Below are 25,556 nucleotides of genomic sequence, written 5' to 3' on the forward strand. Positions count from 1 at the left end.
CCGACCGTGTCTCCCGCCGCTCCCGAGACCACCGTCCCCGATCCCGTCCTCCTCGCCGAGCGCGCCCACCTGGCGCACGCGGCCGACTGCCTGACCCGGATGCGTGCGGCGGCCGGCGCCGTCGGAGACGCCGGCGTCGACGCCTGGGCCTCCGAGCGGCTCGGCGCCGCCCGCGCCGAGCGCCTGCGCGCGCTGGCCGCGGACCCGGGCGTGCCCGCCTTCTTCGGCCGCACGGACGCCGCCCCCGCGGGCGGCCCGGCCGAGACCTTCCACATCGGCCGCCGGCACGTCCGGGACGCGTCCGGGACGCCGGTCGTCATCGACTGGCGCGCGCCGATGAGCCGGCCGTTCTACCAGGCCAGCGCCGCCGATCCGCAGGGGCTCGCGCGCCGCCGCCGGTTCGGGTTCTCCGGTGGGGAGCTCACCGGCTACGAGGACGAGGCGCTCGGCGACCCCGGGCAGGCGCACGAGAGCCGCCTGCTGCGGGAGGAGATCGAGCGGCCCCGCAGCGGCCCGATGCGCGACATCGTGGCCACGATCCAGCCGGAGCAGGACGCGATCGTGCGGGCGCCGCTGGCCGAGTCCGTCTGCGTGCAGGGCGCGCCGGGCACCGGCAAGACCGCGGTCGGCCTGCACCGCGCCGCCTACCTGCTCTACACCCACGGCGGGCAGCTGGCCCGGACCGGCGTCCTCGTCGTGGGCCCCAACCGGGCGTTCCTGCGTTACGTCGAGCAGGTGCTGCCCACGCTCGGCGAGGTCGACGTCGAGCAGACGACGGTCGCCGAGCTCACCGCGCGGGTGCCGGTGCGGGCCGTGGACGCCCCGGAGGTCGCCGTCCTCAAGGGCGACGCGCGGATGGCCGAGGTGCTGCACCGGGCGCTGTGGGGCGCCATCGCCAAGCCCGCCGACGACGTGCAGGTCCCGCTCGGCGGGCGGCGGTACCGGGTGCCGGTCGCGCGGTTCAAGCGCGCCGTCGACGACCTGCGCCGCCGCGGCCGCGCCGGTGACGACCAGCGCCTGCTGCACTACGCCGCCGGGCGCGAGCGGCTGGCGATGGTCCTGGCGGAGGACGCCCGCCGCCAGGCCGAGGAGGCCGGGAGCAGCCCGACCGACGCCGAGACCCGGCGCGCCGCCCGCAGCCCGGAGGTGCGCGCCTCCTGCGACGCGGTCTGGCCGGCCCGCGACGCCGCCGAGCTGGTCCGCGCGCTCTACACCGACCCCGCCCTCCTCGCCCGGGCCGCCCGCGGCCTGCTCGACGACGACGAGCAGGCCCGGCTGCGCTGGGCGGCCGTCCCCCGGTCGCCGCGCACCGCCCCGTGGACCGCGGCCGACGCGGTGCTCGTCGACGAGGTGGCCGGGCTGCTCGAGCGCACGGCCGGCTACGGGCACGTGGTGGTCGACGAGGCGCAGGACCTCTCGCCGATGGAGTGCCGGGCCGTGGCCCGCCGGCTGGCGGCCGGCTCGCTGACCGTGCTCGGCGACCTCGCCCAGGCCACCAGCCCGTGGTCGGCGGCCGACTGGGGGCAGACGCTGGCCGGCCTGGGCCGGCCCGACACCGTCGTCCGGCCGCTCACCCGCGGCTACCGGGTGCCCGGCGAGGTCCTCGACTACGCCAACCGGCTGCTCCCCGTCATGGCTCCCGGCCTGGCCCCGGCCACCGCGGTGCGGCGCGGCGACGGTGCCCTGGCGGTCCGCCCCGTGGCCACGTTCGCCGGACCGCTGGTCGACGTCGTCCGGGAGCTGCGGGCGGTGCCCGGGTCGGTCGGCGTCCTCGCTGCCGACGCCGACGTCGCGGAGCTGGCCGACGTCCTGGCGGCGGCGGGGCTGCCCGCCCGGGTGCTGACGGAGGACGGCGAGGCCGCCCCGGTCGCGGTCGTGCCGGCGACGCTGGCCAAGGGGCTGGAGTTCGACGCGGTCGTCGTCGTGGACCCGGCCGCCGTCGTCGCCGCGGAGCCGCGCGGGCTGCACCGGCTCTACGTCGTCCTCACCCGGGCGGTGAGCACGCTGGTGGTGCTCCACCGGGGCGACCTGCCGGCTGCCCTCGCGGGGTGACCGCCTCCTCACGCTTCGGCATCGAGGCCGGGCGCGTACGGCGCGGGTGGTTGTGGCCGAACACGTTCTCTGTTCCAGTGGGGCGTTCCACGGAAGGGGGCCCATGGACCTGCGCACGGACGCACGGGTCAGGACGCTGCTCAAGCTGGCCGGCACCGTCCTCGCGGCCGGGGCACTGGTCGCCGCACTCCTCTTCCCGTGGGTCGGCGGGCCCGCCGTGGCCGCACAGCGCTCGACGGGGCTGCTCGGTGACCTGCCCACCGAGCTGACGATCGACCCGCCCGCGCCCAACACCGTGCTGCTGGCCGCCAACGGCGAGCCCATCACGTACTTCTACGACGAGAACCGGGCCCCCGTCGCGCCCGACCAGATCGCCGAGGTCATGAAGCAGGCGATGGTGGCGATAGAGGACGCCCGCTTCTACGACCACCACGGCCTCGACGTCCAGGGCACGCTGCGCGCGCTGGTCACCAACCTCGCCGCCGGCGGCGTGCAGGAAGGCGGGTCGACGCTCACCCAGCAGCTGGTCAAGCAGACGCTGCTGCAGACCGCGACCACGTCGGAGGAGCGCCGGGCGGCGACCGAGCAGACCCTCGGCCGCAAACTGCGTGAGGCACGCCTGGCCCTCGCGCTGGAGGACGCCTACTCCAAGGACGACATCCTCACCCGCTACCTCAACATCGTGTACTTCGGGCAGAACGCCTACGGCGTGCAGCCGGCCGCGCGGGCCTTCTTCGGCATCGACGCCGCCGCGCTGGACCTGCCGCAGGCCGCCCTCCTGGCCGGCCTCGCGCAGAGCCCCACCGCCGACGACCCGTTCACCAACCCGGAAGCGGCCACCGAGCGGCGCAACGAGGTCCTCTCCCGCATGGCCGAGCAGGGCTACGTCACCGTCGAGCAGGCCACCGCGGCGCAGGCCGCGCCGCTGGGCCTGGCGCCGGCCCCCGCCCCCCGGCGCGGCTGTGTCGAGGCCAGCGTGGGGCCCTTCGTCTGCGACTTCGTGCAGCGGTACCTGGTCCAGCAGCTCGGCCTCACCCAGGAGGACCTGGAGAACAACGGCTACGTCATCCAGACCACCCTGGACGTCGAGCTGCAGCGCGCCGGCGACGCCGCCGTCCTGGACACCCTGTCGATGGGCAACTCGCTGGCCGGCATGTTCACCGCCGTCGAGCCCGGCACCGGGCACCTGCTGGCGATGAGCGTCAACCGCGTGTTCGGCTACGACAAGGAGGACCCCGCCCAGGAGTCGTTCAACCTCAACGTGGCCCCGAGCAAGGGGTCGGGCTCGACCTACAAGGTCTTCACCGCCGCCGCCGCGCTGGCCCGCGGGTACTCCAGCTACTACACGCTGACCACGGGCGACCCCTACGTCTCCCGCGTCTACCGCGACGGGGCCGGGCGCTACGACGTGGAGAACGCCGGCAGCTACCGGTCCACGCTGGACCTCACGACCGCGCTGTACCAGTCGTCCAACACCTACTTCCTCGCCCTCGAGGACGCCCTCGGCAGCGTCGAGGAGCCGGTGCGGATGGCCGAGCGCATGGGCCTGTTCCAGTTCAGCGACCCCGCGCTGCCGCAGCAGGTCATCGACGAGAACCGGGGGTCGTTCACCTTCGGCGCGGAGGCCACCAGCCCGCTGGGCCTGGCCAGCGCGTACTCGACGCTGGCCGCCAGCGGCACCCAGTGCGACGTCGTCCCGGTGACCGCCGTCCTCGACCAGCACGGGGAGCCGGCCACGCACTCCGACGGCGAGCCGATCGCGGTGGGCGACCGGTGCACCCCCGAGGCCATCCCGCCGGGGGTGGCCAACACGCTCAACCACATGCTGGTCAAGGACGTCGCACCCGGGAACCCCGGTCAGACCGGCGCCCGCGCCCACGTGCCCGGCCACCAGATCGCCGGCAAGACCGGCACCGCGCAGGACAACGACTCCATCGCCTTCGTCGGCTACACCCCCGACGTCGCCGCGAGCGTGATGGTGTTCAACCCCAAGCGGAAGCAGAACGTCGGCGGGTTCGGCGGTGGCAAGGCCGCCACCGTGTGGCACGACGCGATGGCGCCGGTCCTCGAGGCCCGGGGCAGCAGGGAGTTCCCGCCCGCCGACGACGTGGTGCAGAACGGCAACACCCGCCCGGTGCCCGGGTGCGGCTCGGTGCGGGCCTGCCAGGCGGCGCTGACCGACGCCGGGTTCGAGCACACCACCGTGCGGGTCGACAGCGCCCGTCCGGCCGGCGTCCTGCTCGGCACCAGCCCGCCGCGCGGCGGCCGGGCCGTCCAGGGGCAGGTCGTGTCGATCCTGGTGAGCAACGGTGCCGACTACGTCGAGCGCGCCCCCGAGCCGCCACCGGCGCCCGCGGGCCCGCCGCCGGGCGCACCGGCGCCGCCACCAGGAGGGCCGCCACCGGGTGAGCCGCCACCGCCCGCAGCGCCTCCGGCTCCCCAGCCGGCCGAGCCCGCACCCCCGGCCCCCGCGCCGGCCGAACCCGCGCCCCCGGCGCCCGCGCCCGGTGAGCCGGCTCCGGCCTGACCGGCCCGCACGCGCTCGTCCAGGGCCTGGGTCAGCAGCCAGCCCCCGATCAGCACGAGGTGCAGCAGGAACAGCCAAAGGCTGATCGCCACCACCGCGCCGACGACGGTCAGGCCGCCGAAGGGTGCCCCGAGGGCCAGCGGCAGGGCCAGGAAGAGCACGAAGCCCTGCAGGAAGCCCGACAGGCAGGCGGCGGTGAACAGCGCACCGGCCACGAGGGCGGGCCAGCGCAGCCGGCCGGCCGCGACGACGCCGAACCCCCACAGCAGCGGCACGGTGAGCGCGAACAGCACCGAGTAGTAGCCGACCGCGAAGCTGCCCAGCCAGTTGCCGCGGTCGGTGAGGTCGGCCATCGCGGCGGCGGCCCGCAGCAGCGGGTACAGCAGCAGCGGGGTGGCCACGACCAGCGGCATGGCGAGCAGCCGGCCCCGCCAGCCGGTCAGCGTGTCGCGGCGGGGGGTGAACCGCAGCAGCGCCCGCCGCAGCCCCTCCCCGTAGAGCGACAGCGGCAGCAGCGCCAGGACGACGTCGAGCACGCCCATGCCCACGCCCGCCCGGGCCAGCGCCCGCAGCGCCTCCGGTGCCCCCAGCTGCGGCGGCAACAGGTCGCCGAGCCGGTCGCTCAGCTCCCGGACGGTCTCCGGCGAGCTGAGCAGCGCGGTCAGGCGGAAGGCCACCAGCAGCAGCGGCACCACGGCGATGCCCGCGTAGAAGGTCAGCCCCGCGGCGATCAGCGCGAGGTCCCGGCCGCGCAGCTGCCGTTCCGCGCTGCGGAGCAGGGACGACGCCTCCCGCCGCAGCCGGGACGCCGTCCAGCGGCGGGTCAGGGCCGGTCCAGCAGGGCGCGGGCCGCGGCGTAGCCCCCCAGGCCGCTGACCGCCCCGCCGCGGACCGTGCCCCCGGAGGAGGCGGCGACCACCCGCGGGTGCGCGGTCGCGACGCCCCAGGTGCCCACCTCGTCGGGGGTCGCGGCCACCGGCCAGGCCAGGTCGCCGTGGAAGATGTGGCCGCCGGGCATCGCCAGGGACTCCTCGACGTCCAGCGGGGACGCCGCCTGCAGGCAGATCTCGCCGTCGCCGTCGCGGGCCAGGCAGTCCAGCAGCGGCTCGGCCAGGTGCGCGTCGAGCTGGTCGACGACCCGCCGCACCGCCTCCCGGCGGGTGCCGACCGGGTCGCTGCGGAACAGCGCCGCCGGCGTGTGCAGGCCGAACAGGGTGAGCGTCTGGTAGCCCGCCGCCCGCTCGGCCGGCCCCAGGATCGAGGGGTCGGACAGCGAGTGGCAGTACACCTCGAACGGGATGACGTCGGGCAGCAGCCCCGCGGCGGCCTGCGCGTGGGCCGCGTCGAGCTGGCCCGCGGCCTCGTCGACGTGGAAGGTGCCGGCGAAGGCGACGGCGGGGTCCACGCCCGAGCGCAGGCGGGGCAGCCGCGCCAGCACCATGTTGACCTTGAGCTGGGCCCCGTCGGCGGTGGGTCGGGGTGCTGCGCCGGTCAGCCGGTCGAGCACCGCGGGCGCGGCGCCGCCGACCACGTACCCGGCGTCCACCGCCCGTTCGACGCCGTCGTCGTCGGTCCAGTGCACGGTGACGCCGTCGGCGCCCGGCTCCAGCGCGGTCACCGTGGCGCGGGTGACCAGCTCGGCGCCGGCTCCGCGGGCGGCCGCGGCCATGGCGCCGGTGACCGCACCCATGCCGCCCACCGGCACCCGCCAGCGCCCCGTGCCGTTGCCGACCACGTGGTAGAGGAAGCAGCGGCCGGCCGGTGAGGCGGCGTCGTGCACGTCGGCGAACGTGCCGATGAGCCCGTCTGTGAGCGCCACCCCGCGGACCACGTCGGAGTGCAGCTCGTCGGCGACGAGGTCGGCGAGGGGCCGGGCCTGCAGGTCCTCCCACAGCCGCCGGTCGCACAGCCGGCCGGCCAGCTCCCGGGGGGACAGCAGCGGCTCGGTGAGGGTGGGGGCGAGGTCCTCGGCCAGCGTGGCCACCCGTGCGTAGAAGCGCTGCCAGCCGGCCAGCTCGGCGTCGGACCCCGTCAGCGCGCGGAACGAGGCCGCCGTGGCCGGCCCCTCGTCCCGCTCCACCAGCAGGCCGGCCCCGCCCGGGACGGCGGTGTAGGAGGCCACCGCGCGGTCGGCGAGGGTGACCTCCAGGCCGAGGTCGGCGACGATCCGGTCGGGCAGGAGGCTGACCAGGTACGAGTAGGCCGACAGCCGGACGTCGACGCCGGGGAACACCTGCTCGCTGACCGCGGCGCCGCCGACCCGCTCCCGGCGCTCGAGCACCAGTACCGACCAGCCGGCCCGGGCCAGGTAGGCCGCGGCCACGAGCCCGTTGTGCCCGCCCCCGACGACGACGGCGTCGTACGCACCCCGTCCGTCCGGTGTCACCGTCCCCTCCCGCGGGGTGCTGCGCTCCTCGCTGCCGTGCTCGCGCCCGGGTGGGCCGAGGCGGGTGCCGGCACCGGTCAGCTGCCCTCGCCGGGAGCGTCCTCGCTCTCCTCGCAACCCTGTCCGGGTGCCTGCTCCGCGGTGCCGCAGTCCTGCTCGTTGCGGTTGACGTCGGTGTTCCCGCCGGTCTCGGTGCTGCTGCACCCGGCGAGCACCCCGACGAGGAGGAGGGCGGCCAGGGGTCGTCTGAGGTCCATGCGCTGCACGTGCTCGCGCGGACCGCTCGCCAAACCCCACCCGTCCCACCGGACCCACGCGTCCCGCCCGCGCGGCGGGTTGAGTCGAGAGTCCACCAAATCACATCCGGGTAATTGTCACGGCAGCGTCACGGCCCTTACGGTGTGTGCGTCCGGCGGGGCGCTCCGTCACCAACCTGGGTGACACTCCGCGGACGCCGTCGAACCGGCGCCCTCCTCCCGGGGGTGGCCGGACCGGGGACCCACCGCACCACTGGGGTGGAGCGCGCACGGCCCCGTGGCCGGACGCGCCGGGCGCCTTCCCGCCCGAACCCGTCAGCTGACCCGGTAGGCGGCCGTGGAAGAAACGGAGTGCCGCCGCACCATGGCGTCCCCTCGCACCGCCCGCCGCGCTGCCGTCGTCCTGGCCGTCGCCGGCGCCCTCGGTCTCACCCTCGGGCCGTCCTCGGCCGGCGCGGAGGAACCGGCCACCGCGCAGGAGGCCGCCGCCCTGGTCGCCGCCCGCGGGCACGAGCTCGAGGTCGTCACCGAGGACTTCAACGAGGCGCGCGAGGCGCTCGCCGCCCAGCAGGCCACGGCCCAGGCCGCCGCCGCGGCGGTGGCCGAGGCCAGGGGCGCGGCGACCGCGGCCCAGCAGCAGGTCCGGGGCATCGCCCGCAGCGCATTCACCGGCGACAGCATGGGTTCGCTCCAGGCGCTGATGACCAGCGACTCCGCCGACGAGTTCGTCAACCGGGTCACGCTGCTGGAGACCGTCGCGGGGCACCAGAACGGGCTGCTGGACCAGGCCGTGGCCGCCGGCGAGGTCGCCGCGCAGGCCCAGGCGGTGGCCGACGCCGCGGCGGTCGAGGCCCAGGCCCAGTACGACGCCGTGGCCGCCCAGCAGGCCGACCTGCAGGCGCAGATCAACGCCTACCAGGCCGACTACGCCCGGCTGTCGGCCGACGAGCGGCGGGCGGCCCTCGAGGCGGCCGCGACCGCCCACGGCGGCGGGGCCGAGCGGGCCAGCCGCGCCGAGCGCTCGGCGCCGGCCCCGGCCGCCGCGCCGGTGGTGGCCGGCAGCGGGGCCGTGCAGGCCGCGATCGACGCGGCGATGGCCCAGCGCGGCAAGCCCTACGTCTGGGCCGCGGCGGGGCCTGGCTCCTTCGACTGCTCGGGGCTGGTCCAGTACGCGTTCAAGGCCGCCGGCATCAGCCTGCCGCACTCCAGCCGCTCGCAGTCGGCCATGGGCACCCAGGTGTCCCGCGCCGAGGCCCGCCCCGGTGACCTGGTCGCGTTCTACAGCCCGGTCAGCCACATCGGCATCTACCTCGGCAACGGCCAGATGGTGCACGCGCCGACCTCCGGCGACGTCGTGAAGGTCGCCAGCGTCGATGCCATGGGCGCCACGCCGCGGTTCAACCGCATCGCCGGCTGACCTCCTGCAGCAGTCCCCACACGAACCGGGCCCGGACCCCGCCGGGCAGCTCCACCTCCCAGCGGGTCACCACGCCGGGGTCGACGCTGCGCGCCCCCGGCAGGCCCACCACGTCGTCGAGCACGTGCTGCCACACCAGCAACCGGGTCGCGGACGCCGGCGGCACCGGTGAGCCCGGCGCCCGCGCCAGGTGCTCCGCGAGCACCGACCCGCCCGGGCCGGACAGCACCTCCCAGTACAGATGTGGCCACAACGGCACCGGCCAGCGGCGGACCTGGACGTCGAGGTCGCCGAACCGGCGGTCCTCCAGCTCCTCCGGCGGGCCCAGGACGGCGGTGCGCAGCGCCAGCCCCCGGGGAGCCCGCGGCGAGTGCTGCAGCGCCTGCCAGCGGGTGTGCGCGGCGTGCGCCTCGGCTCGGGTGGCCCCCAGCCGGGGCAGCGCCTCGGCGACCAGGTCGGGACGCAGGTCGGCCATCCGCCGCAGCAGCACGAGGCAGAACTCCCGCCGCGCCAGTCCCCGCACGGGCGCCGACCCTGCCAGCACCCGGCCGTGCCGGTCCCACCGGCCACCGCCGTCCTCGACCGGGAGACACTGCCGTCCACGCGGGACGTCCGCCGGCCCGAGGAGCTCGGGCCGGTCCACAGCCCCCGCGGTCGGCGCCCCCCCGCGGGGGGCGGCGTACCCCGGGTCGGGCATCGGGGAGGATGGGGGGCGATGAACGCCCGCGCCGTCGCCCTCGTCTTCCGTGCCGTCGCCCTCGCCGAGGCCTGTTCCTGGGTGGGCCTGCTGTTCGGCATGTTCGTGAAGTGGGTGCTCGCCTCCTCCGAGCGGGGCGTGCAGATCTTCGGCCCCATCCACGGCGGCATCTTCGTGGCCTACGTGCTGGTCACGCTCCTGGCGGCGCGCGTGCTCCGGTGGAACGCGCCGACCACGGTGTTCGCGCTCGCCGCGTCGGTGCCGCCGCTGGCCACCCTGTGGTTCGACCGCTGGGCGACCCGCACCGAGCGGCTGCCCCTGCCCGAGCCCGTCCCGACCTCCTGACGACGGCCCCCCCGGCCCGCGTCTAGGTTCGCGGACGTGCCCGAACCGGTCCTGCCCTCCACCGCCCGCACCCTCCTCGCCCGCGTCGCGCGGGTACAGCGCGACGGGCGGGCGCCCAGCCTGGTCGCCGGGGTCGTCCGGGACGACGGGCTGGCCTGGTCGGCCGGGCGCGGCGACGTCCCGGAGCCGCACACCGACGTGCAGTACCGGCTGGGGTCGATCAGCAAGACCGTGACTGCCGTCGCGGTGCTGCGGCTGCGCGACGAGGGCCGGCTGTCGCTCGACGACCCGCTGGAGCTGCACGTGCCGGGGACGCCGGTGGGGGAGCGCACCGTCGGCCAGCTGCTCGCCCACCTCGGAGGCGCCGCCGCGGAGAGCCCGGGCGGCTGGTGGGAGCGCACACCCGGCGGGTCGCTGGAGGAGCTCGGGCTGGCCGAGGAGCACGCCGTCCTGGGCGCCGCGCGCCGGTTCCACTACTCCAACCTCGGCTTCGGGCTGCTCGGTGAGCTGGTGGCCCGGCTGCGGGGGCGCCCGTGGGACGACGTCGTCCACGACGAGGTGCTGGCCCCGCTGGGCATGACCCGCACGACCCCCCGGCCGGTGGCCCCGGCCGCGGAGGGTCACGCGGTGCACCCGTGGGCCGACGTCGTCCTCCCCGAGCCCGAGCACCATGCGGGGGTGATGGCGGCCGCGGGGCAGCTGTGGGCCTCGCTGGACGACCTCGCCCGGTTCGCGGTGTTCCTCCTCGGCGACACCGGCGAGGTGCTCGACCCGGCCACGCTGGAGGAGATGACCGTGCCGGCCGGCGTGGACTCCTCGGCGCCGGGCTGGTCGGCCTACGGGCTCGGGCTGCAGGTCGTGCGGGTCGAGGGGCGCACCCTCGTCGGGCACGGCGGGTCGATGCCCGGCTTCCTCGCCGGGGTGTTCGTCGACCGCGAGGAGCGGACCGGCGCGGTCTCCCTGGCCAACGCCACCAGCGGTCCGGAGCCGGTGGTGTTCGGCCTGCTGGCCGACCTGCGCGCGGCCGAGCCGCGGATCGTCGACCCCTGGGAGCCGGCGCCGTCCCCGGTGCCGCTGGAGGACCTCGGCGTCTGGTTCTGGGGCCCGGCCCCGCACGTGCTGCGGGCGCTGCCCGGCGGGCTGCTGCACCTCGGGCCCATGCCGGGGCGGGCGGGGCGGGCCAGCCGCTTCGCCCGGCGGGACGACGGCACCTGGGTCGGCCTGGACGGCTACTACGCCGGTGAGCCGCTGACCATCGCCGCCGACCACCTGGACCTCGGCACCTTCGTGTTCACCCGCACCCCCTACGACCCGACGGGCCCCGTGCCGGGTGGGGTGGACGAGGGCGGCTGGCGGCACTGAGCCGCCCGCGGGCTACGGCCTGTCGAAGGCGTCCATCGTCGTCTTGACCACCGCGCCGTAGACCAGGTGCGGCACCAGGTCGCTGGCCCAGTCGGTGGCCGACCAGGTGCGCGGGTCGGTGATGCCGAGCGCGGTCATCGGCCCGTTGGCGGCGACCAGGACGCCCGCCGTGGTGAGCAGGGTGCCGACCACCGGCTGCGACCGGAAGCCCGCCGCCCGCGCCAGGCCCACGAGCACGCCGACGCCGATCCCGGCGACCAGCCCGGTCAGCGGGCCGAGCCCCTGCACCCGGTTCTGCCGCGTCTCGTCGTCCCCCGGGATGGGCACGTGCGCCTTCTCGGCCAGGGTCTCCACGGTCTGCTCCGGGGTGGAGCTGCTGCCGCGGCCGCGGACGGCCATGTCCAGGTAGGTGACGGCGTTGAGAGCGGTGCTGCCCGCCGCGCCGGCGGCGGCGCCGCGCAGTGCCCAGCCGAGCACGCTGATGCCGCGCCGGCCCTTGCCGATCGTCCCCACCGGGGTGCGCCTCGCCATGGGTGCGCCCTACCCGGGGGACCGGTGGGCACACCCGGCCGGACGGCGCCGCGGGGTCAGCCGGCCACCGGGCGGACGAGGAACTCGGCGAGCAGGCGGGCGCAGCGCCCCACGGTCTCGGTGTGCTGCACCTCGTAGCCGTGGGTGCTCAGGGTCGGCAGCGACAGCAGGGCGGCCCGGGCGGTCTGCCCGCTGCTGCGGGCCTGGGAGGCGTCGGAGTCGAAGGACTCCCAGACCGCGGCGCGCGGAGCGAGGTCGAGCTCGTGTCCCAGCGTCATGAGCCGGTCGCTGATGGCCTTGTCGTAGACGACGGCGTCGTCGGCGTAGGCGACGACCGGGCCCGAGTCGACCGGCACCTGGTACTCCGCCTCCGCGGGGCCGATGTCCAGGGCCAGGGTGACGTCGCCGGGGAGCGTGCGGCTGGCGTGCGCGGCGCCGATGCCGCCCATCTCCTCGCCCACGGTGCAGACCAGGTACACGTCGGCCGCCGGACGCCGGCCCTGCTCCCGCAGCAGCCGCGCGGCGCCGACGAGGGCGGTGAGGGCGGTGCGGTCGTCGAGGAAGTAGGAGCCGACGAAGTCGCCGAACTCCACCAGCGTGCGGCGGCTGGAGTGCACGCAGACGCGCGTGCCCGGGTGCACCCCGGCCGCCCCGAGGGCGTCGACGTCGCGGCCGGTGAACACGTACACGTCGTTCCACTCCATGGCCTGGTCGCCGCCGTCGGGCTTGGTCTGCCAGACCCGGGGGGTCTCCTGGGTGGTGTGCTCCGACCCGAGCAGCAGGACGGCGGTGAACCGCTCGGCGTCGCCCAGCACGGTGAGCGGACCGAGGCCGAAGTTGCCCGGGTACATGGTGCCCAGCTGCGACAGCCGCAGGGTGCCGTCGGGCTCGACCCGCTTGACGATCATGGCGAGCTCGTCCATGTGCGCCATGACGCGCACGACGGGGGCGTCCTGCTCGCCCGTGCCGCGCAGCAGGGCGACGAGGTTGCCGGCGGCGTCCACGGTGAGCTCGTCGGCGAGTGGCTCGAGGACCCGCCGGCAGACGTCCCTGACCTCGTCCTCCTGACCACCGGGTCCGTAGGCGGCGAGCAGGTCCTGGAGCAGGGCGCGGTCAGCGGGGGACACGGATCTCCTCGGGGTGCGACGGTCCGCGGCCCCTACCCCCGGCCCCCGCCCGGGTAGTCGTCGTACCGGGGGGCTCCCCGGTGGCGCAGGAGCGCTGCGCCGGCGAGGCCGAGTCCCCCGGCTCCCGCCGCGGCCAGGGCGAGCCAGCCCCACGGGGACCCGCCGCCGTCGGCACCGGTGCCGGCGCTGCCCTGCCGGGGGGCGGCCGGTGCCGGGTCGCCGAGCGCGGCGCGCACCGCGGCCTCCGTCTCCGGCGTCCAGGTGGTCGTGCCCCCGCAGAGGTCGGCGGACATCGGGTCCTCGCCGGGGTCGGAAGCGCCCATGGCGAGGACGAGGAACGGTCCGTCGCCGTCGAGCTCCAGCCCGCAGCTGGCCCCGGACGCCGCCGACACCACGCCCTGCTCCGCGGCCACGCTGCCCTTCCACACCACGTCGACGGCGAAGACGTGGAGGGCGGGGGCGGAGCTGCTCGCCCCGCCGTGCACCTCGCGGGACAGCAGGCGGCCGGTGAAGACGGCATCGGCCCGGTCGACCTGCCGGGCCAGGGGCTCCCCGGTGCAGCTGCAGGCCGACGCCGGGCCGGCCAGCACCCACCCGGCCGCCAGCAGCACCAGGGCCGTGAGCAGGCAGGTCGTCGTGCGGCGCACCGCGGCAGCGTCCCGCGGACCGCCCTCGACGGCCAGTGGCGCGGGCGCTGGCCGGCCCGCACCCTGTGCGGTGTGGACGACGTCGACGCGCACCTGGAGCAGACGATCGAGGCGCTGCTCGACGACCGGCGGGCCGGTGCCTCGATCTGCCCCTCGGAGGCCGCCCGCGCCGTCGACCCCGCCGGCTGGCGCGACCTCATGCCCGCCGCCCGGGCCGCCGCGGGGCGCCTGGCCGCCGCCGGCCGGGCCGAGGTCACCCAGGGCGGCACGGTCGTGGAGGTCGGCACCGCTCGCGGGCCCGTGCGGGTGCGGCGGCCGCGGTAGCCGTCGTCGACCGCTTCCGCCGCACCCTCAGCTCACCCCGGTCGGGGATCGCCGTGCGGGCGGCGCCGCCCGGAGGCGCGGCTGTACGCGGCTCTGGCTCGTCAGGCGGCGGCGAGCCGTTCGTGAGGCGGGAGGATCTCGGTGCCGTCGGGGCGCCAGGTGCGCCAGCGTCCGTCGGGTGGTCGCTCGACCCGGAAGCCGTGGTGGACCTGGGTGTGGTGCCGTTCGCACAGCAGTGCGGAGTTGTCCAGTGAGGTCTCGCCGCCGTTGACCCACTCGATGAGGTGGTGGACGTCGCACCAGTGGGTCGGCGCCTCGCAGCCGGTGAACACGCACCCGCGGTCGCGAGCCTCGACGGCCTTGCGCAGGTGCGGCGGCACCACCCGGTGGCTCCTGCCCAGGTCCAGGGGCAGGCCGTCGGGGGCCATCACGATCCGGGAGACGCTCGCGTCGCAGGCGATCCAGCGGGCCCGGGCGGCGGAGATCCGGGCGCCGAACCCGAGGTCGGCGGTGCCGGGGCCGGTGGCCGGTCCGACGAGGTCGTCGAGGTCGACGGTGACCGCGACGTGCGGCTTCACCGTGCGGAGCACCGGCAGGCCCCCGGCGGACAGCTGGTCGTCGCACAGCTGCACCAGCGCATCGCCGAGGGTCTGGGCGCGTGAGCGCAGGTCACCGGTACACCGGCTGGCGGCGGCGACCGCTTCGAGAGCGGCCTGGAACTTCTCCCCACCGACGGCGTCGAGCTGGACTCGGGCGGTGAGGCTGCCGTCGGTGTGCGTGGCGATCACGACCGACCGGCCCTCGGTCGGGTCGGGTTCGACGCCGTCCGGGTCGAGCCGGGCCAGGTAGTGCGCGACGGCCAGGGTCAGCTTCTGGGAGGGCAGCGTCCGCGCCGCCGAGGTCAGGGCGGCGTCGACCTCGGCGAGGTCCACGCCCTCCGCGTCGGCGGCGGCCCGCCGCTCGGCGGTGGCGACGGGCGCGATGGCCGTGACCTGCTCGGCGCTGACCTGTCCCGCAGCGAATGCCTCCGCCAGCGTGGGCAGGTGCTCCACTGCCCGCCCGGCGCGCACCAGCTGGGCGGCGGCGCGGGGAGAGAGCCGGGTGTGCCCCCGCAACCACGAGGGCATCGTCTTCAACCCGTCGTGCTCCGCGGCCTGCCGCACGTCGGCCACGCGGACGGTGCGGATCAGTTCGGCGTCCAACCGGTTGCGCGCGGCGAGCAGGACCGCGGTCCGGTCCAGCAGATCGCCGTCACCCAGCGCGTGCAGGTCGGCGTCCGCGAGGGCGTCCAGGACCGTGGTCAACTCGTCCACGAACACCTCCCACCAAAGGTCGATCAGGTGTTCGAAGTCTACCGCTGCCAGAGGGCTCGGGCGACCTGAATCCCCAGGTCAGGCGGCTGTCCCCGGATCTCGAGTGCCCCCTTGCGGGGCCGCGCATGGTTCCTGTACGGAGCTCAGTCGGCGCCGGCGGCCCGGTCGAGCAGAGGGCCCATCCGGTGGTCGACCAGCCGGCGCAGGGCGAGGGCGGTGTCGGTGCGCTGGACGCCGGGGATGGCCAGCACCCGCTCGGTGATCCGCCACAGGTCGTCGGCGTCGGTGGCCACCACCCGCACCAGGAGGTCGGCGACCCCGGACAGCGCCGTCACCTCGAGCACCTCGGGGATGTGGGCGAGCGCCTCCCCGACGTCGGCCAGGCTGCGCTGCACCACCTGCACGGTGACGTAGGCGCCGAGCCGGTAGCCCAGCGCCTCGGGGAGCACCCGGGCGTCGAAGGGGGCCAGGGCGCCGCTGCCCTCGAGCCGGGCCAGCCGCGCCTGCACGGTGTTGCGTGCCAGGCCGAGCTTCTGCGACAGCGCCATCACCGTGGCACGGGGGTCCTCGGTGAGGGCCCGCAGCAGGCGGGCGTCGGTGGCGTCGAGGGCCGGCACGGTGCTCAGTCTGACATGCGAGGACGTCCTAGTACCGAGCAATCTGCGCACCACGTGGGACGCCCCTTGCGCATCCCGGCGGAGCGGTGATCTTCTCGCCGGGGCGGGGGACGTGCCACGATGTGTGAGTGGCGCCACACCCCGGTGCCACGAGACGTCCACCACCGAGCGCGGCCGGCGACCCCGGCAGCCCGGTCGACGGAGGAGTGAGTGCGTGAGCGTGTCGAGCGCGACCACCGAGGTGGTCGACCCCGTCCCCGGGGCCGAGGCGCCCCACCTGCCGCAGCAGCCCGACCTGGTGCAGCTCCTGACGCCGGAGGGTGAGCGGGTCGAGCACCCCGAGTACTCGCTGGACCTTCCGCCGGACGAGGTGTGCGGCCTCTACCGCGACCTGGTGCTGGTCCGTCGGTGGGACGTCGAGGCCACGGCGCTGCAGCGGCAGGGGGAGCTGGGCATCTGGGCCTCGCTGCTCGGCCAGGAGGCCGCCCAGATCGGCGCCGGCCGCGCGCTGCAGCCCGACGACATGGCCTTCCCCACCTACCGCGAGCACGGGGTGGCCTGGACCCGCGGCGTCGACCCGCTGGACGTCGTCAGCCTGTTCCGCGGGGTCGACAACGGCGGCTGGGACCCCGTCGCCACCGGGTTCAACCTCTACACCGTCGTCATCGGTGCGCAGACCCTGCACGCCACCGGCTACGCGATGGGGCTCCAGCGCGACGGCGCGGAGAGCGCGACGATCGCCTTCCTGGGCGACGGCGCCACCAGCCAGGGCGAGGTCAACGAGGCGATGATCTGGGCGGCCAGCTTCTCGGCGCCCGTCGTCTTCTTCTGCCAGAACAACCAGTACGCGATCAGCGTGCCCCTGGAGCGCCAGTCGCGGGTGCCGCTCTACCAGCGGGCCGCCGGCTTCGGGTTCCCCGGCGTCCGGGTCGACGGCAACGACGTGCTCGCCGTCCTGGCGGTGACTCGGGCGGCGCTCGCCGCGGCCCGGGAGGGCCAGGGCCCCACGTTCATCGAGGCCTTCACCTACCGCATGGGCGCGCACACCACCTCCGACGACCCCACCCGCTACCGCCTGGCCAGCGAGCTGGAGGAGTGGAAGCTGCGCGACCCGATCGCCCGGCTCAAGGCGTACCTGTCCCGGAGTGGTGCGGCCGACCCCGCCTTCTTCGACTCGGTCGAGGCCGAGGCCGACGAGCTGGCCGTGCGGATCCGCCGCGGCACCGTCGAGATGCCCGACCCGCGGGGGTCGGCCATCTTCGACCAGGTCTACGCCGAGCAGACCCCGCACCTGGCCGCCCAGCAGGCGGAGTTCGAGGCCTACCAGGCGAGCTTCGAGGGAGGCCACGAGTGACCGCGCAGACGCTCACCATCGGCAAGGCGCTCAACCTCGGCCTGCGCAGGGCGATGGAGGACGACGCCAAGGTCGTGCTCATGGGTGAGGACATCGGCCGCCTCGGCGGGGTCTTCCGCATCACCGACGGCCTGCAGAAGGACTTCGGGGAGGCCCGCGTCGTCGACACCCCGCTGGCCGAGGCCGGCATCCTGGGCACCGCCGTCGGCCTGGCCATGCGCGGCTACCGGCCGGTGTGCGAGATCCAGTTCGACGGGTTCGTCTTCCCCGCCTACAACCAGATCGTCACCCAGGTGGCCAAGATCCACGCCCGCTCCCGCGGGAAGCTGGCCATGCCGATCGTCATCCGCATCCCCTTCGGCGGCGGCATCGGCGCGGTCGAGCACCACAGCGAGAGCCCGGAGGCGTACTTCGCGCACACCCCCGGCCTCAAGGTGGTCGCGGTGAGCAACCCGGTCGACGCCTACTGGGGCATCCAGCAGGCGATCACCCACCCCGACCCGATCGTGTTCCTCGAACCCAAGCGCCGGTACTGGGAGAAGGCCGAGGTCGATCCGGACGCCACGCCGGAGCCGCTGTTCGCCTCCCGCGTCGTGCGCGGCGGGGACGACGTCACCGTGCTGGCCTACGGGCCCATGGTGAAGACGGCGCTGCAGGCGGCGGAGGCGGCCGCGGAGGAGGGCCGCTCGCTGGAGGTGGTCGACCTGCGCACCCTCTCCCCGCTCGACCTCGACCCGGTGTACGACAGCGTGCGCCGCACCGGCCGCTGCGTCGTCGTCCACGAGGCCCCGGTGACCCTCGGTCTCGGCGCGGAGATCGCCGCGCGCGTCACCGAGACCTGCTTCCACTCGCTGGAGGCGCCGGTGCTGCGGGTGGGGGGCTACGACACCCCGTACCCGCCGTCGAAGCTCGAGGAGGAGTACCTCCCCGACCTCGACCGCGTGCTCGACGCCGTCGACCGTTCGATGGGGTTCTGAGCATGGGCGAGCTGCGCCAGTTCAAGCTCCCGGACGTCGGCGAGGGCCTGACCGAGGGCGAGATCCTGCAGTGGCTGGTCGCCGTCGGCGACACCGTGACGGTCAACCAGCCGCTGTGCGAGGTGGAGACGGCGAAGGCCGCCGTCGAGCTGCCCTCGCCGTGGGCGGGCACGGTCACCGCGCTGCTGCACGACGCCGGTGAGACCGTCGACGTCGGCACGCCGATCATCACCATCGACGTCGGGGGCGGCGGCCCGGCCCCGGCGGGGGACGGCGGCCGGCCGGCCACCCAGGCCGCCGCCGAGCCCACCGCCCGGACCGCCGAGCCCGCCGCCGGCCTGATCGGGGGCGCCGCTCCCGGCGGGCGGACCGCGGTCCTCGTCGGGTACGGCCCCCGCACCACCGAGGCCCGGCGGCGCCCGCGGCGGGCCGTCCACGCCCAGCCCGCGCCCACCCCGCTGGCCGGGTCGGCCGACGACGGCTCGCGCGGCACCCCGCTGCTGACCACGGCGCCCGACGCGCGCACCAAGCCGGTGCGGCACGGTGGGCTGGAGGTGGGCCGCGCCGCCGAGGCGCACGCCGCCGCCGAGGAGGCGGCGACCGCGCTGGTGGCCACCCCGGGTCGGGGGCGGGCCCGGCCGCTGGCCAAGCCGCCGGTGCGCAAGCTGGCCAAGGACCTCGGCGTCGACCTCACCGCCCTGGCCGGCAGCGGCCCCGGCGGCGTCATCACCCGCGCGGACGTCGAGGCGGCGGCCGCGGGCGGGCGGCTGGCCGCCGCACCCGCCGCCGCGCCGGTGGCGGCCGGGGCGGTCCAGCAGCGGATCCCGGTCAAGGGCGTGCGCAAGCACACCGCCGCGGCCATGGTGGCCAGCGCGTTCACGGCGCCGCACGTCACCGAGTTCCTGACCGTCGACGTGACGCGGATGATGAAGCTGCGCACCCGGCTGGCGGCCCGGCCCGAGTTCGCCGGGCTCAAGGTCAGCCCGCTGCTGTTCGTCGCCAAGGCGCTGCTGCTGGCCGCCCGCCGGCACCCGATGGTCAACAGCTCCTGGGACGAGGCCGCGCAGGAGATCGTCGTCCACGGGCAGGTCAACCTGGGCATCGCCGCCGCCACGCCGCGCGGGCTGGTCGTCCCGAACGTCAAGGACGCCGGCCGGCTCAGCCTCCCCGAGCTGGCCGCCGCGCTCGCCGAGCTGACCGAGACCGCCCGCGCGGGCCGCACCGCCCCGGCCGACATGACCGGCGGCACGATCACCATCACCAACGTGGGCGTGTTCGGCGTCGACACCGGCACGCCCATCCTGAACCCGGGCGAGTCGGCGATCCTGGCCTTCGGGGCGGTCCGCGAGATGCCGTGGGTGCACAAGGGCAGGGTCAAGCCGCGGCAGGTGACGCAGCTGGCGCTGTCCTTCGACCACCGGATCATCGACGGTGAGCTGGGCAGCCGGTTCCTCGCCGACGTCGGTGCGCTGCTGTCCGACCCCGGCACCGCGCTGGCGTTCTGACGCATGACCGACCTGCAGCGGCTGCTGGACTTCGCCGAGCGCTCGGCGGTGCCCGGCGGGTTCGGCTTCCTCGGCGGCGACGGGCGGGTGGACGCCGAGCGCCCGCTGATGACCTTCATCACCGCCCGCAAGACGCACGTCTTCGGGCTGGCCCAGCTCCTGGGCCGGCCCGGGGCGGCCGCCCTCGTGCGGCACGGCGTCGAGGCGCTCACCGACGGGCCGCTACGGGACGCCGCGCACGGGGGCTGGTACGCCACGGCGGACGACGACACCAAGTCCGCCTACGTGCACGCCTTCGTCGTCCTGGCCGGGGCGACGGCGACCACGGTGGGCGCGCCGGGGGGCCGGGAGCTGCTGGACGCGGCGCTCGAGATCTGGCAGACCCGCTTCTGGGACGACGACGCCGGCCTGGCGGTCGAGGAGTGGGACGCCGCCTGGACGACGCTGTCGGACTACCGCGGCGCCAACGCCAACATGCACGGCGTCGAGGCGTCGCTGGCCGCCGCCGACGCGCTGGGCGAGGACCCGCTGGCCGCGCGGCTGCGGCGCCAGGCGCTGCGCACCACCGAGCGGGTGGTCCACGGCTGGGCGCGGGAGCGGGACTGGCGGCTGCCCGAGCACTTCACCCCCGACTGGACGCCGCTGCCCGGGTACAACCGCGACGAGCCGGCCCACCCGTTCCGGCCGTACGGCGTCACGGTCGGGCACCAGTTCGAGTGGTCCCGGCTCGCGCTGCACCTGCACGCGGTCACGCCCGACCCGCCGTCCTGGCTGCTCGGTGACGCCGTCGCGCTGTTCGACGCGGCGGCCACCCGCGGCTGGGCCGCCGACGGGCACGACGGCTTCCCCTACACGCTGGACTGGGACGACCGGCCCGTCGTGGGCGCCCGCATGCACTGGGTGCTCTGCGAGGCGGTGGCCGCCGCGGCGGCCCTGGCCGCGGTCACCGGGGAGCCGCGCTACGCGGAGCTCGCCCGGCGGTGGCGGGCGCACGGGGAGGAGCGGTTCGCCGACCCGGTCACCGGCAGCTGGCACCACGAGCTGGCGCCGTCGGGGGAGATCGCCTCGGGCACCTGGGACGGGCAGCCCGACGCCTACCACCTCGTGCAGATGCTGCTGCTGGCCGAGGGCCGGCCGGTGCGGGGCAGCGTCGCGGCCGCGCTGCACTGAGCTGTGACGGACGTGTCCCGTCCGGATCCCGGGGGTAGGTCGTCCAGGACCAGTACCCGAGCAGAGGAGCTGACAGTGGCCAGCGTGCAGGAAGCCATCGACGTCGACGTGCCGATCCGCGTGGCCTACGACCAGTGGACCCAGTTCGAGAGTTTCCCGCAGTTCATGGGGGGCGTGGAGCGGATCACCCAGCTCGACGACACCCACACCCACTGGGTCACGAACATCGACGGCGTGAAGCGCGAGTTCGACGCCGAGATCACCGAGCAGCGCCCCGAGGAGCGCGTGGCCTGGACCAGCACCAGCGGCGAGGCCAAGCACGCGGGCGTGGTGACCTTCCACCGGCTCGACGACACCAAGACCCGCGTGATGATCCAGATCGACTGGGAGCCGACCGGGATCGTGGAGAAGGCCGGCGCGGCCCTCGGCTTCGACGACCGGCAGGTCAAGGCCGACGCGAAGAGGTTCAAGGAGTTCATCGAGAGCCGCGGCACCGAGACCGGCGCCTGGCGCGGGGAGGTCTCGCGGCCCGACCAGCCGTGACCTGAGCCCGCACGACAGGACGGCGCCCGCCCCCTTCTGCAGGGGACGGGCGCCGTCGTTCGTGGGCCGGTGCTACTCCGCGTCGAGGTCCTGGGCGACCAACCCGGCGATCTGGTCGAGGACGGCGGGGTCGTCGGTGGTCACGACGACCGACGTGCCCTGCTTGGCGCCGAGCGTCATGATCATCAGCGGTGAGCCGGCGTCCACCGGGTGGCCGCCCTCGGTGGCCAGGGTGACCGGGACGCCGGCCTTGCCGACGGCCTCGGCGATGAGGGCGGCCGGGCGGGCGTGCAGCCCGACGCGGGATCCGACGGTGACGGTCTGACTGGGCATGGGGTCTCCTCGCTGCTGGGGCGGGTCAGGACAAGCGTGCCCGGTCAGGCACGGGCCGGCTGGGTGACGGGGGTGGCGGCGTGGGCGTGGGCCATGTCGACGGCGTCCTCGGGGACGTCCTCGGCCTTGGGCCGGCCGATGCTCTTGGCGATGGTCACCGCCACGGCGCCGACGACCGTGCCGGCGACGATCCCGATGACGAACCAGAGGATCCCGGTCATCGCGAACAGGACGAAGATGCCGCCGTGCGGGGCCCGCAGCTCGACGCCGGCCGCCGCGACGATCGCGCCGGTCGTGGCACCGCCCAGCATCATCGACGGGATGACCCGGAGCGGGTCGGCCGCGGCGAACGGGATGGCGCCCTCGGAGATGAACGAGGCACCCAGCAGCCAGGCGGCCTTGCCGTTGTCCCGCTCGGCCGGCGTGTAGAGCTTCGGGCGGATCGCCGTGCTGAGCGCCATGGCCAGCGGCGGCACCATGCCGGCCGCCATGACGGTCGCCATGATCACCAGCGGGGCGCCGGTGGCGGCGGCGGTCAGGCCCGTGGTGGCGAAGACGTAGGCGGCCTTGTTGACCGGGCCGCCCAGGTCGAAGCACATCATCAGCCCGAGGAGGATGCCGAGCAGGGCCGCCGAGGTGCCGGTCAGGCCGGTGAGCCAGTTGCCCAGGCCGGTGAGCGCGGCGGCCAGCGGGCGGCCGAGGACGACGGCCATCAGGCCGCTGGAGATCAGCGTGGCCAGCAGCGGGATGATCACGACCGGCTGCAGCCCGCGGACGCCGGTGGGGAGCTTCCAGCGGCTGATCCACAGGGCCGCGAAGCCGGCGATGATGCCGCCCACCAGGCCGCCGATGAAGCCGGCGCCCACGGTCACCGAGACCGCGCCGACGACGAAGCCGGGGACGATGCCGGGACGGTCGGCGATCGCGTAGGCGATGTACCCGGCCAGCGCCGGCACCAGGAAGCCGAAGGCCGCCTGCCCCAGCACCGTGCAGACCGCGCCGAGGTACCCCCAGAACCCGTCGTTGAGGCCCTCGGTGGCTGCCGCCGTCGGCAGGTCGAGGAAGGAGTTGTTGAGCACCCAGCTCAGCGCGTAGCTCTGACCCTCGGCGTCCGGGTTGTCGTTGACGATCTGGTAGCCGCCGAACAGGAAGCCCAGCGCGATGAGCAGGCCACCGGCCGCGACGAACGGGATCATGTAGCTGACGCCGGTCAGCAGCCAGCGGCGGATCTCCGTGCCGGTGCCCGGGCGGCCTCCGGAGGACGCGGCGGCGGGCGCCTCACCGCCGGCGCCGGCACCGGGCACCCGGCGGGCGTCCGGGTCGTCGGCCGCGGCGAGCGCCTCGCGGATCATGACGTCGGGCTCGTTGATGGCCCGCTTGGTGCCGGACTGGACGACCGGCTTGCCGGCGAACCGGTCGCGGTCCTTGACGCCGACGTCCACGGCGAAGATCACCGCGTCGGCGGCGCGGATGACGTCGGGCCGCAGCGGCGTGGAGCCCGAGGAGCCCTGGGTCTCGACGTGCACGTCCACCCCGGCGGCCTCGGCCGCGGCGGTGAGCTTGTCGGCGGCCATGTAGGTGTGCGCGATGCCGGTCGGGCAGGCGCTGACCACGACGATGCTGCGCCGGGCGGCGGCCGCCTCGGGCTGGGCGGCGGGGGCCGGGGTGGGCGCGGGAGCGCCGGCGGGGGACCCGACGGGTGCGGCGGCCGGCTCGGGGGCCACGACCTCCTGCACCAGCCGGACGACGTCGGCGTCGGAGCCCGCGGCGCGCAGCGAGGCGACGAACTCCGGTCGCACCAGCGCGCGGGCCAGCGCGGTCAGCAGGGTGAGGTGGTCGGCGTCCCCGTGGGCGGGCGCGGCGATGAGGAAGACCAGGTCCGCCGGGCCGTCGGGGGCACCGAAGTCGACCTTCGGCGAGAGGCGGGCGAAGGCCAGCGAGCCCTCGGTCACCGCCTCGGAGCGGCAGTGCGGGATCGCGATGCCGCCGGGCAGGCCGGTGGCGGCCTGGGCCTCACGGGCGAGGGCGTCGTCGGCGAGCGCGTCGGCGCCGGTGGCCCGGCCGGCGTCGGCGACCAGCGCGGCCAGCCGGCGGACGACCGTGTGCTTGTCAGCGCCGAGGTCGGCGTCGAGCGCCACCAGGTCGGGGGTGATCAGGTCGGGCATGGCTTGCCTCTCCGGGAGGGCGTCAGCGGACGTCGCGGCCGGCGGCCGGGACGGTGGTGCGGGCGGTGCCGGGCGGTGCGGGAGGGGATCCGGGGCCCCGGACGGCCTGCACCGCGACGGTGGCGCGGTCGACCTGGGCCGGGGTGGGGACGGCGGAGCCGGGCAGGGACGCGCTGGCCGCCCCGTAGGCGACCGCGGAGCGCAGCCGCTCGTCGGCCGGGGCGCCGGTGAGGTCGGCCAGCAGGTGGCCGGCGAGGCTGCAGTCCCCGGCGCCGACGGTGCTGCGGACGGCGATCGGCGGCGGGGTCGCCGACCACACCCCGTCCGCGCCGGACAGGAGGGCGCCGTCGGCACCCAGGGTGAGCAGGACCTCCGCGACGCCGCGCTCGTGCAGCGTGGCGACGGCGGCGAGGGCGGCGTCCCGGTCGGCGGTCAGCTCGGCCTCGGTGGCGCCGGCCAGCTGGGCGAGCTCCTCGGCGTTGGGCTTGAGCAGGTCCGGCGCGGCGTCCGGGCCCGCGGCCAGCAGCGCCAGCAGCGGGGCCTCGGAGGTGTCGACGGCGATCCGGGCGCCGGTGTCGCGCAGCGAGCGGACCAGGTCGGCGTACCAGTCGACCGGCGTGCCCGGGGGCAGCGAGCCGGAGAGCACCACCCAGCGCGCTCCGGTGGCGTGCTCGTGCAGGGTGGCGGCGAGCTCGGCGCGGGTGCCGGCGTCCAGTTCGGCGCCGGGCTCGTTGAGCTTGGTGGTCGTGCCGTCGGGCTCGGCGAGGGTGTAGTTGGTGCGCACCGGGCTGCCGACCGGGACCGAGGCCAGCGGGAGCCCCAGCCGGTGCAGGGCGGCCACGATCGGGTCGTCGTCGCCCGCGGGGAGCACGGTCACGACGTCGGCACCGGCCGCGGCGACCGCGCGGGCGACGTTGACCCCCTTGCCGCCGGGCTCGGTGAGGCTGGGTGCGAGGCGGACGACGCCACCGCGCTCGAGGGGCCCGGGCAGGGCGAGGGTGCGGTCCAGGCTCGGGTTCGCGGTGAGGGTGACGATCCGGCCGGCGCTCACGCGACCACGACCTCGACGCCGGCGTCCTCCAGGCGGGCCACCGCGGCGGGGTCGGCCTCGGCGTCGGTGACCAGCACGTCGACGTCGGCCGGGGTGGCGAAGCGGACCAGGTGCTCGCGGCCCAGCTTGCTGCTGTCGGCGAGGACGACGACCTTCTGCCCCGCCCGCGTCATGGCCCGCTTCACCGACGCCTCGGCCTCGTCCGGCGTGGAGAAGCCGTGCTCGGGGGAGATGCCGTTGGTGCCGAGGAAGGCGACGTCGACCCGCAGGTCGGCCAGGGCGTTGACGGCCTGCTCGCCGACCGCGCACTGGGTGATGCCGCGGACCCGGCCGCCGACCACGTACAGCGACAGGCCGGGCATGGTGCCCAGGCGGGCGGCGATGGGCACCGAGTGGGTGGCGACGAACAGCCGGCGGTCGGACGGCAGCAGCTCGGCCAGCGCAGCCGTGGAGCTGCCGCCGTCGAGGAGGAGGCTGCCGTCGGCGCCCGGGAGCAGGTCGAGCGCGGCGGCGGCGATCTTGCGCTTCTGCTCGCTGCGGGTGCCGTGCCGCTCCCCGAGCGCGGTCTCGACATAGGTGAGCGCCCCGGTGGGCACGGCGCCGCCGTGGACCCGCCGGAGCATCCCCGACCGCTCGAGGACGGCGAGGTCGCGGCGCACCGTCTCGGTGGTGACGCCGAACTCCTCGGCGAGCGAGGTCACCGCGACCCGGCCGCGATCGGCGACCAGCTGGGCGATGGCCTGTTGACGTTCCTCTGCGTACACCACCCGCCTCCTCTCTGTGCCCGGTTGTGTGGTTTTACGGTTGCGATGGTGTTGTTCTACGTCCGATCCATTGACAAGTCAACACATTTCCG

Annotated in this window: 23 protein-coding genes, 1 pseudogene and 1 riboswitch; of the genes and pseudogenes, 11 read left to right on the top strand and 13 right to left on the bottom strand. The window is 75.9% G+C overall.

Translation table 11 applies throughout. From position 1 onward, the window contains the following. The first annotated feature begins 6 nt into the window (after nt 1-6). Nucleotides 7-2,052: a HelD family protein gene (locus ACI79E_RS10510; RefSeq protein ID WP_456932479.1), complete on the top strand. Its 2,046-nt coding sequence runs from the start codon at nt 7-9 to the stop codon at nt 2,050-2,052. Nucleotides 2,053-2,155: 103 nt separating this feature from the next. Next, entirely contained in the window at nt 2,156-4,579 is a 2,424-nt protein-coding gene (locus ACI79E_RS10515; RefSeq protein WP_456932480.1) for a transglycosylase domain-containing protein, read from the top strand. A 23-nt stretch (nt 4,580-4,602) separates the two neighbouring features. On the opposite strand, the pseudogene ACI79E_RS10520 reads toward ACI79E_RS10515, so the two are convergent. From ACI79E_RS10520 to ACI79E_RS10530, 3 genes and pseudogenes are all read right to left on the bottom strand, one after another. Next, nucleotides 4,603-5,406, bottom strand: a pseudogene (locus ACI79E_RS10520) (YhjD/YihY/BrkB family envelope integrity protein); the annotation flags it as partial. After that, a complete protein-coding gene (locus ACI79E_RS10525) occupies nt 5,403-6,965 on the bottom strand; it encodes a phytoene desaturase family protein (RefSeq protein ID WP_456932481.1) in 1,563 nt (520 codons plus the stop codon). The pseudogene ACI79E_RS10520 and the gene ACI79E_RS10525, both read right to left, overlap by 4 nt. Before the next feature lie 77 nt (nt 6,966-7,042). Further along, entirely contained in the window at nt 7,043-7,222 is a 180-nt protein-coding gene (locus tag ACI79E_RS10530; RefSeq protein ID WP_456932482.1) for a hypothetical protein, read from the bottom strand. Nucleotides 7,223-7,421: 199 nt separating this feature from the next. Continuing rightward, a riboswitch (cyclic di-AMP (ydaO/yuaA leader) is annotated at nt 7,422-7,571 on the top strand. Between the two features lie 15 nt (nt 7,572-7,586). On the opposite strand from ACI79E_RS10530, the gene ACI79E_RS10535 reads away from it, so the two are divergent. Then, the gene (locus ACI79E_RS10535; RefSeq protein WP_456932483.1) at nt 7,587-8,639 is read left to right on the top strand and encodes a C40 family peptidase; all 1,053 of its coding nucleotides are present in this window, start codon (nt 7,587-7,589) and stop codon (nt 8,637-8,639) included. Here ACI79E_RS10535 and ACI79E_RS10540 read toward each other — a convergent pair. Further along, entirely contained in the window at nt 8,620-9,162 is a 543-nt protein-coding gene (locus ACI79E_RS10540) for a hypothetical protein (protein ID WP_456932484.1), read from the bottom strand. The two genes, ACI79E_RS10535 and ACI79E_RS10540, sit on opposite strands and share 20 nt — an antisense overlap. Nucleotides 9,163-9,354: 192 nt before the next feature. On the opposite strand from ACI79E_RS10540, the gene ACI79E_RS10545 reads away from it, so the two are divergent. Then, nucleotides 9,355-9,681, top strand: a complete 327-nt coding sequence (locus ACI79E_RS10545; protein ID WP_456932485.1) for a DUF3817 domain-containing protein — start codon at nt 9,355-9,357, stop codon at nt 9,679-9,681. A gap of 36 nt (nt 9,682-9,717) precedes the next feature. Next, a complete protein-coding gene (locus tag ACI79E_RS10550; RefSeq protein WP_456932486.1) occupies nt 9,718-11,043 on the top strand; it encodes a serine hydrolase domain-containing protein in 1,326 nt (441 codons plus the stop codon). A 12-nt stretch (nt 11,044-11,055) separates the two neighbouring features. On the opposite strand, the gene ACI79E_RS10555 is transcribed toward ACI79E_RS10550, so the two are convergent. From ACI79E_RS10555 to ACI79E_RS10565, 3 genes are read right to left on the bottom strand one after another with little or no spacing between them, the layout of a single operon-like run. Further along, nucleotides 11,056-11,574, bottom strand: a complete 519-nt coding sequence (locus ACI79E_RS10555; protein WP_456932487.1) for a hypothetical protein — start codon at nt 11,572-11,574, stop codon at nt 11,056-11,058. A 56-nt stretch (nt 11,575-11,630) separates the two neighbouring features. Beyond that, a complete protein-coding gene (locus ACI79E_RS10560) occupies nt 11,631-12,701 on the bottom strand; it encodes a M42 family metallopeptidase (RefSeq protein WP_456932488.1) in 1,071 nt (356 codons plus the stop codon). Nucleotides 12,702-12,733: 32 nt separating this feature from the next. Beyond that, the gene (locus ACI79E_RS10565) at nt 12,734-13,348 is read right to left on the bottom strand and encodes a hypothetical protein (protein WP_456932489.1); all 615 of its coding nucleotides are present in this window, start codon (nt 13,346-13,348) and stop codon (nt 12,734-12,736) included. 72 nt (nt 13,349-13,420) lie between these two features. Between ACI79E_RS10565 and ACI79E_RS10570 the strand changes: the two genes are divergently transcribed. Then, nucleotides 13,421-13,672 carry a DUF3253 domain-containing protein gene (locus ACI79E_RS10570; RefSeq protein ID WP_456932490.1) on the top strand — a complete coding sequence of 84 codons (252 nt, stop codon included), beginning with the start codon at nt 13,421-13,423 and terminating at the stop codon, nt 13,670-13,672. A gap of 101 nt (nt 13,673-13,773) precedes the next feature. Here the strand turns inward: ACI79E_RS10570 and ACI79E_RS10575 are convergent, their stop codons facing one another. Further along, complete coding sequence (locus ACI79E_RS10575; RefSeq protein ID WP_456932491.1) at nt 13,774-14,985, bottom strand: DUF222 domain-containing protein; 1,212 nt, start codon at nt 14,983-14,985, stop codon at nt 13,774-13,776. A 143-nt stretch (nt 14,986-15,128) separates the two neighbouring features. Further along, a complete protein-coding gene (locus ACI79E_RS10580) occupies nt 15,129-15,602 on the bottom strand; it encodes an Lrp/AsnC family transcriptional regulator (RefSeq protein ID WP_456932492.1) in 474 nt (157 codons plus the stop codon). A gap of 214 nt (nt 15,603-15,816) precedes the next feature. On the opposite strand from ACI79E_RS10580, the gene pdhA reads away from it, so the two are divergent. The 5 genes from pdhA to ACI79E_RS10605 all read left to right on the top strand — a co-directional run bounded on the left by pdhA (nt 15,817) and on the right by ACI79E_RS10605 (nt 21,151). After that, nucleotides 15,817-16,956, top strand: a complete 1,140-nt coding sequence (pdhA, locus tag ACI79E_RS10585) for a pyruvate dehydrogenase (acetyl-transferring) E1 component subunit alpha (protein ID WP_456932493.1) — start codon at nt 15,817-15,819, stop codon at nt 16,954-16,956. After that, a complete protein-coding gene (locus tag ACI79E_RS10590) occupies nt 16,953-17,933 on the top strand; it encodes an alpha-ketoacid dehydrogenase subunit beta (protein WP_456932494.1) in 981 nt (326 codons plus the stop codon). The genes pdhA and ACI79E_RS10590 overlap by 4 nt, the downstream gene beginning before the upstream one ends. A 2-nt stretch (nt 17,934-17,935) precedes the next feature. Continuing rightward, nucleotides 17,936-19,438, top strand: coding sequence for a dihydrolipoamide acetyltransferase family protein (locus ACI79E_RS10595; RefSeq protein ID WP_456932495.1), 1,503 nt, complete (start codon nt 17,936-17,938; stop codon nt 19,436-19,438). A 3-nt stretch (nt 19,439-19,441) separates the two neighbouring features. Next, entirely contained in the window at nt 19,442-20,608 is a 1,167-nt protein-coding gene (locus ACI79E_RS10600; protein WP_456932496.1) for an AGE family epimerase/isomerase, read from the top strand. Nucleotides 20,609-20,683: 75 nt separating this feature from the next. Next, a complete protein-coding gene (locus tag ACI79E_RS10605) occupies nt 20,684-21,151 on the top strand; it encodes an SRPBCC family protein (RefSeq protein WP_456932497.1) in 468 nt (155 codons plus the stop codon). A 72-nt stretch (nt 21,152-21,223) separates the two neighbouring features. Here the strand turns inward: ACI79E_RS10605 and ACI79E_RS10610 are convergent, their stop codons facing one another. The 4 genes from ACI79E_RS10610 to ACI79E_RS10625 are packed head-to-tail and all read right to left on the bottom strand — an operon-like array spanning nt 21,224 to nt 25,467. Continuing rightward, nucleotides 21,224-21,484, bottom strand: coding sequence for an HPr family phosphocarrier protein (locus tag ACI79E_RS10610; protein ID WP_456932498.1), 261 nt, complete (start codon nt 21,482-21,484; stop codon nt 21,224-21,226). A 44-nt stretch (nt 21,485-21,528) separates the two neighbouring features. Further along, nucleotides 21,529-23,649, bottom strand: a complete 2,121-nt coding sequence (locus ACI79E_RS10615; protein WP_456932499.1) for a PTS fructose transporter subunit IIABC — start codon at nt 23,647-23,649, stop codon at nt 21,529-21,531. Nucleotides 23,650-23,671: 22 nt separating this feature from the next. Beyond that, nucleotides 23,672-24,700 (bottom strand): 1-phosphofructokinase family hexose kinase, encoded by a 1,029-nt coding sequence (locus tag ACI79E_RS10620; protein WP_456932500.1) that lies wholly within the window; start codon nt 24,698-24,700, stop codon nt 23,672-23,674. Next, on the bottom strand, nt 24,697-25,467 hold the full coding sequence (locus tag ACI79E_RS10625) for a DeoR/GlpR family DNA-binding transcription regulator (RefSeq protein ID WP_456932501.1): 771 nt from the start codon (nt 25,465-25,467) through the stop codon (nt 24,697-24,699). Before ACI79E_RS10625 ends, ACI79E_RS10620 begins: the two co-directional genes overlap by 4 nt. Between the last annotated feature and the right edge of the window lie 89 nt (nt 25,468-25,556).

This window comes from Geodermatophilus sp. SYSU D00079 (genome assembly GCF_054050635.1).

What these genes read in the sequence shown, in the direction of transcription:
- ACI79E_RS10515 (WP_456932480.1), top strand. Translation starts at nt 2,156, where the DNA reads ATGGACCTGCGCACGGACGCACGGGTCAGGACGCTGCTCAAGCTGGCC.
- ACI79E_RS10530 (WP_456932482.1), bottom strand. Translation starts at nt 7,222, where the DNA reads ATGGACCTCAGACGACCCCTGGCCGCCCTCCTCCTCGTCGGGGTGCTC.
- ACI79E_RS10535 (WP_456932483.1), top strand. Translation starts at nt 7,587, where the DNA reads ATGGCGTCCCCTCGCACCGCCCGCCGCGCTGCCGTCGTCCTGGCCGTC.
- ACI79E_RS10545 (WP_456932485.1), top strand. Translation starts at nt 9,355, where the DNA reads ATGAACGCCCGCGCCGTCGCCCTCGTCTTCCGTGCCGTCGCCCTCGCC.
- ACI79E_RS10555 (WP_456932487.1), bottom strand. Translation starts at nt 11,574, where the DNA reads ATGGCGAGGCGCACCCCGGTGGGGACGATCGGCAAGGGCCGGCGCGGC.
- ACI79E_RS10595 (WP_456932495.1), top strand. Translation starts at nt 17,936, where the DNA reads ATGGGCGAGCTGCGCCAGTTCAAGCTCCCGGACGTCGGCGAGGGCCTG.
- ACI79E_RS10600 (WP_456932496.1), top strand. Translation starts at nt 19,442, where the DNA reads ATGACCGACCTGCAGCGGCTGCTGGACTTCGCCGAGCGCTCGGCGGTG.
- ACI79E_RS10610 (WP_456932498.1), bottom strand. Translation starts at nt 21,484, where the DNA reads ATGCCCAGTCAGACCGTCACCGTCGGATCCCGCGTCGGGCTGCACGCC.
- ACI79E_RS10615 (WP_456932499.1), bottom strand. Translation starts at nt 23,649, where the DNA reads ATGCCCGACCTGATCACCCCCGACCTGGTGGCGCTCGACGCCGACCTC.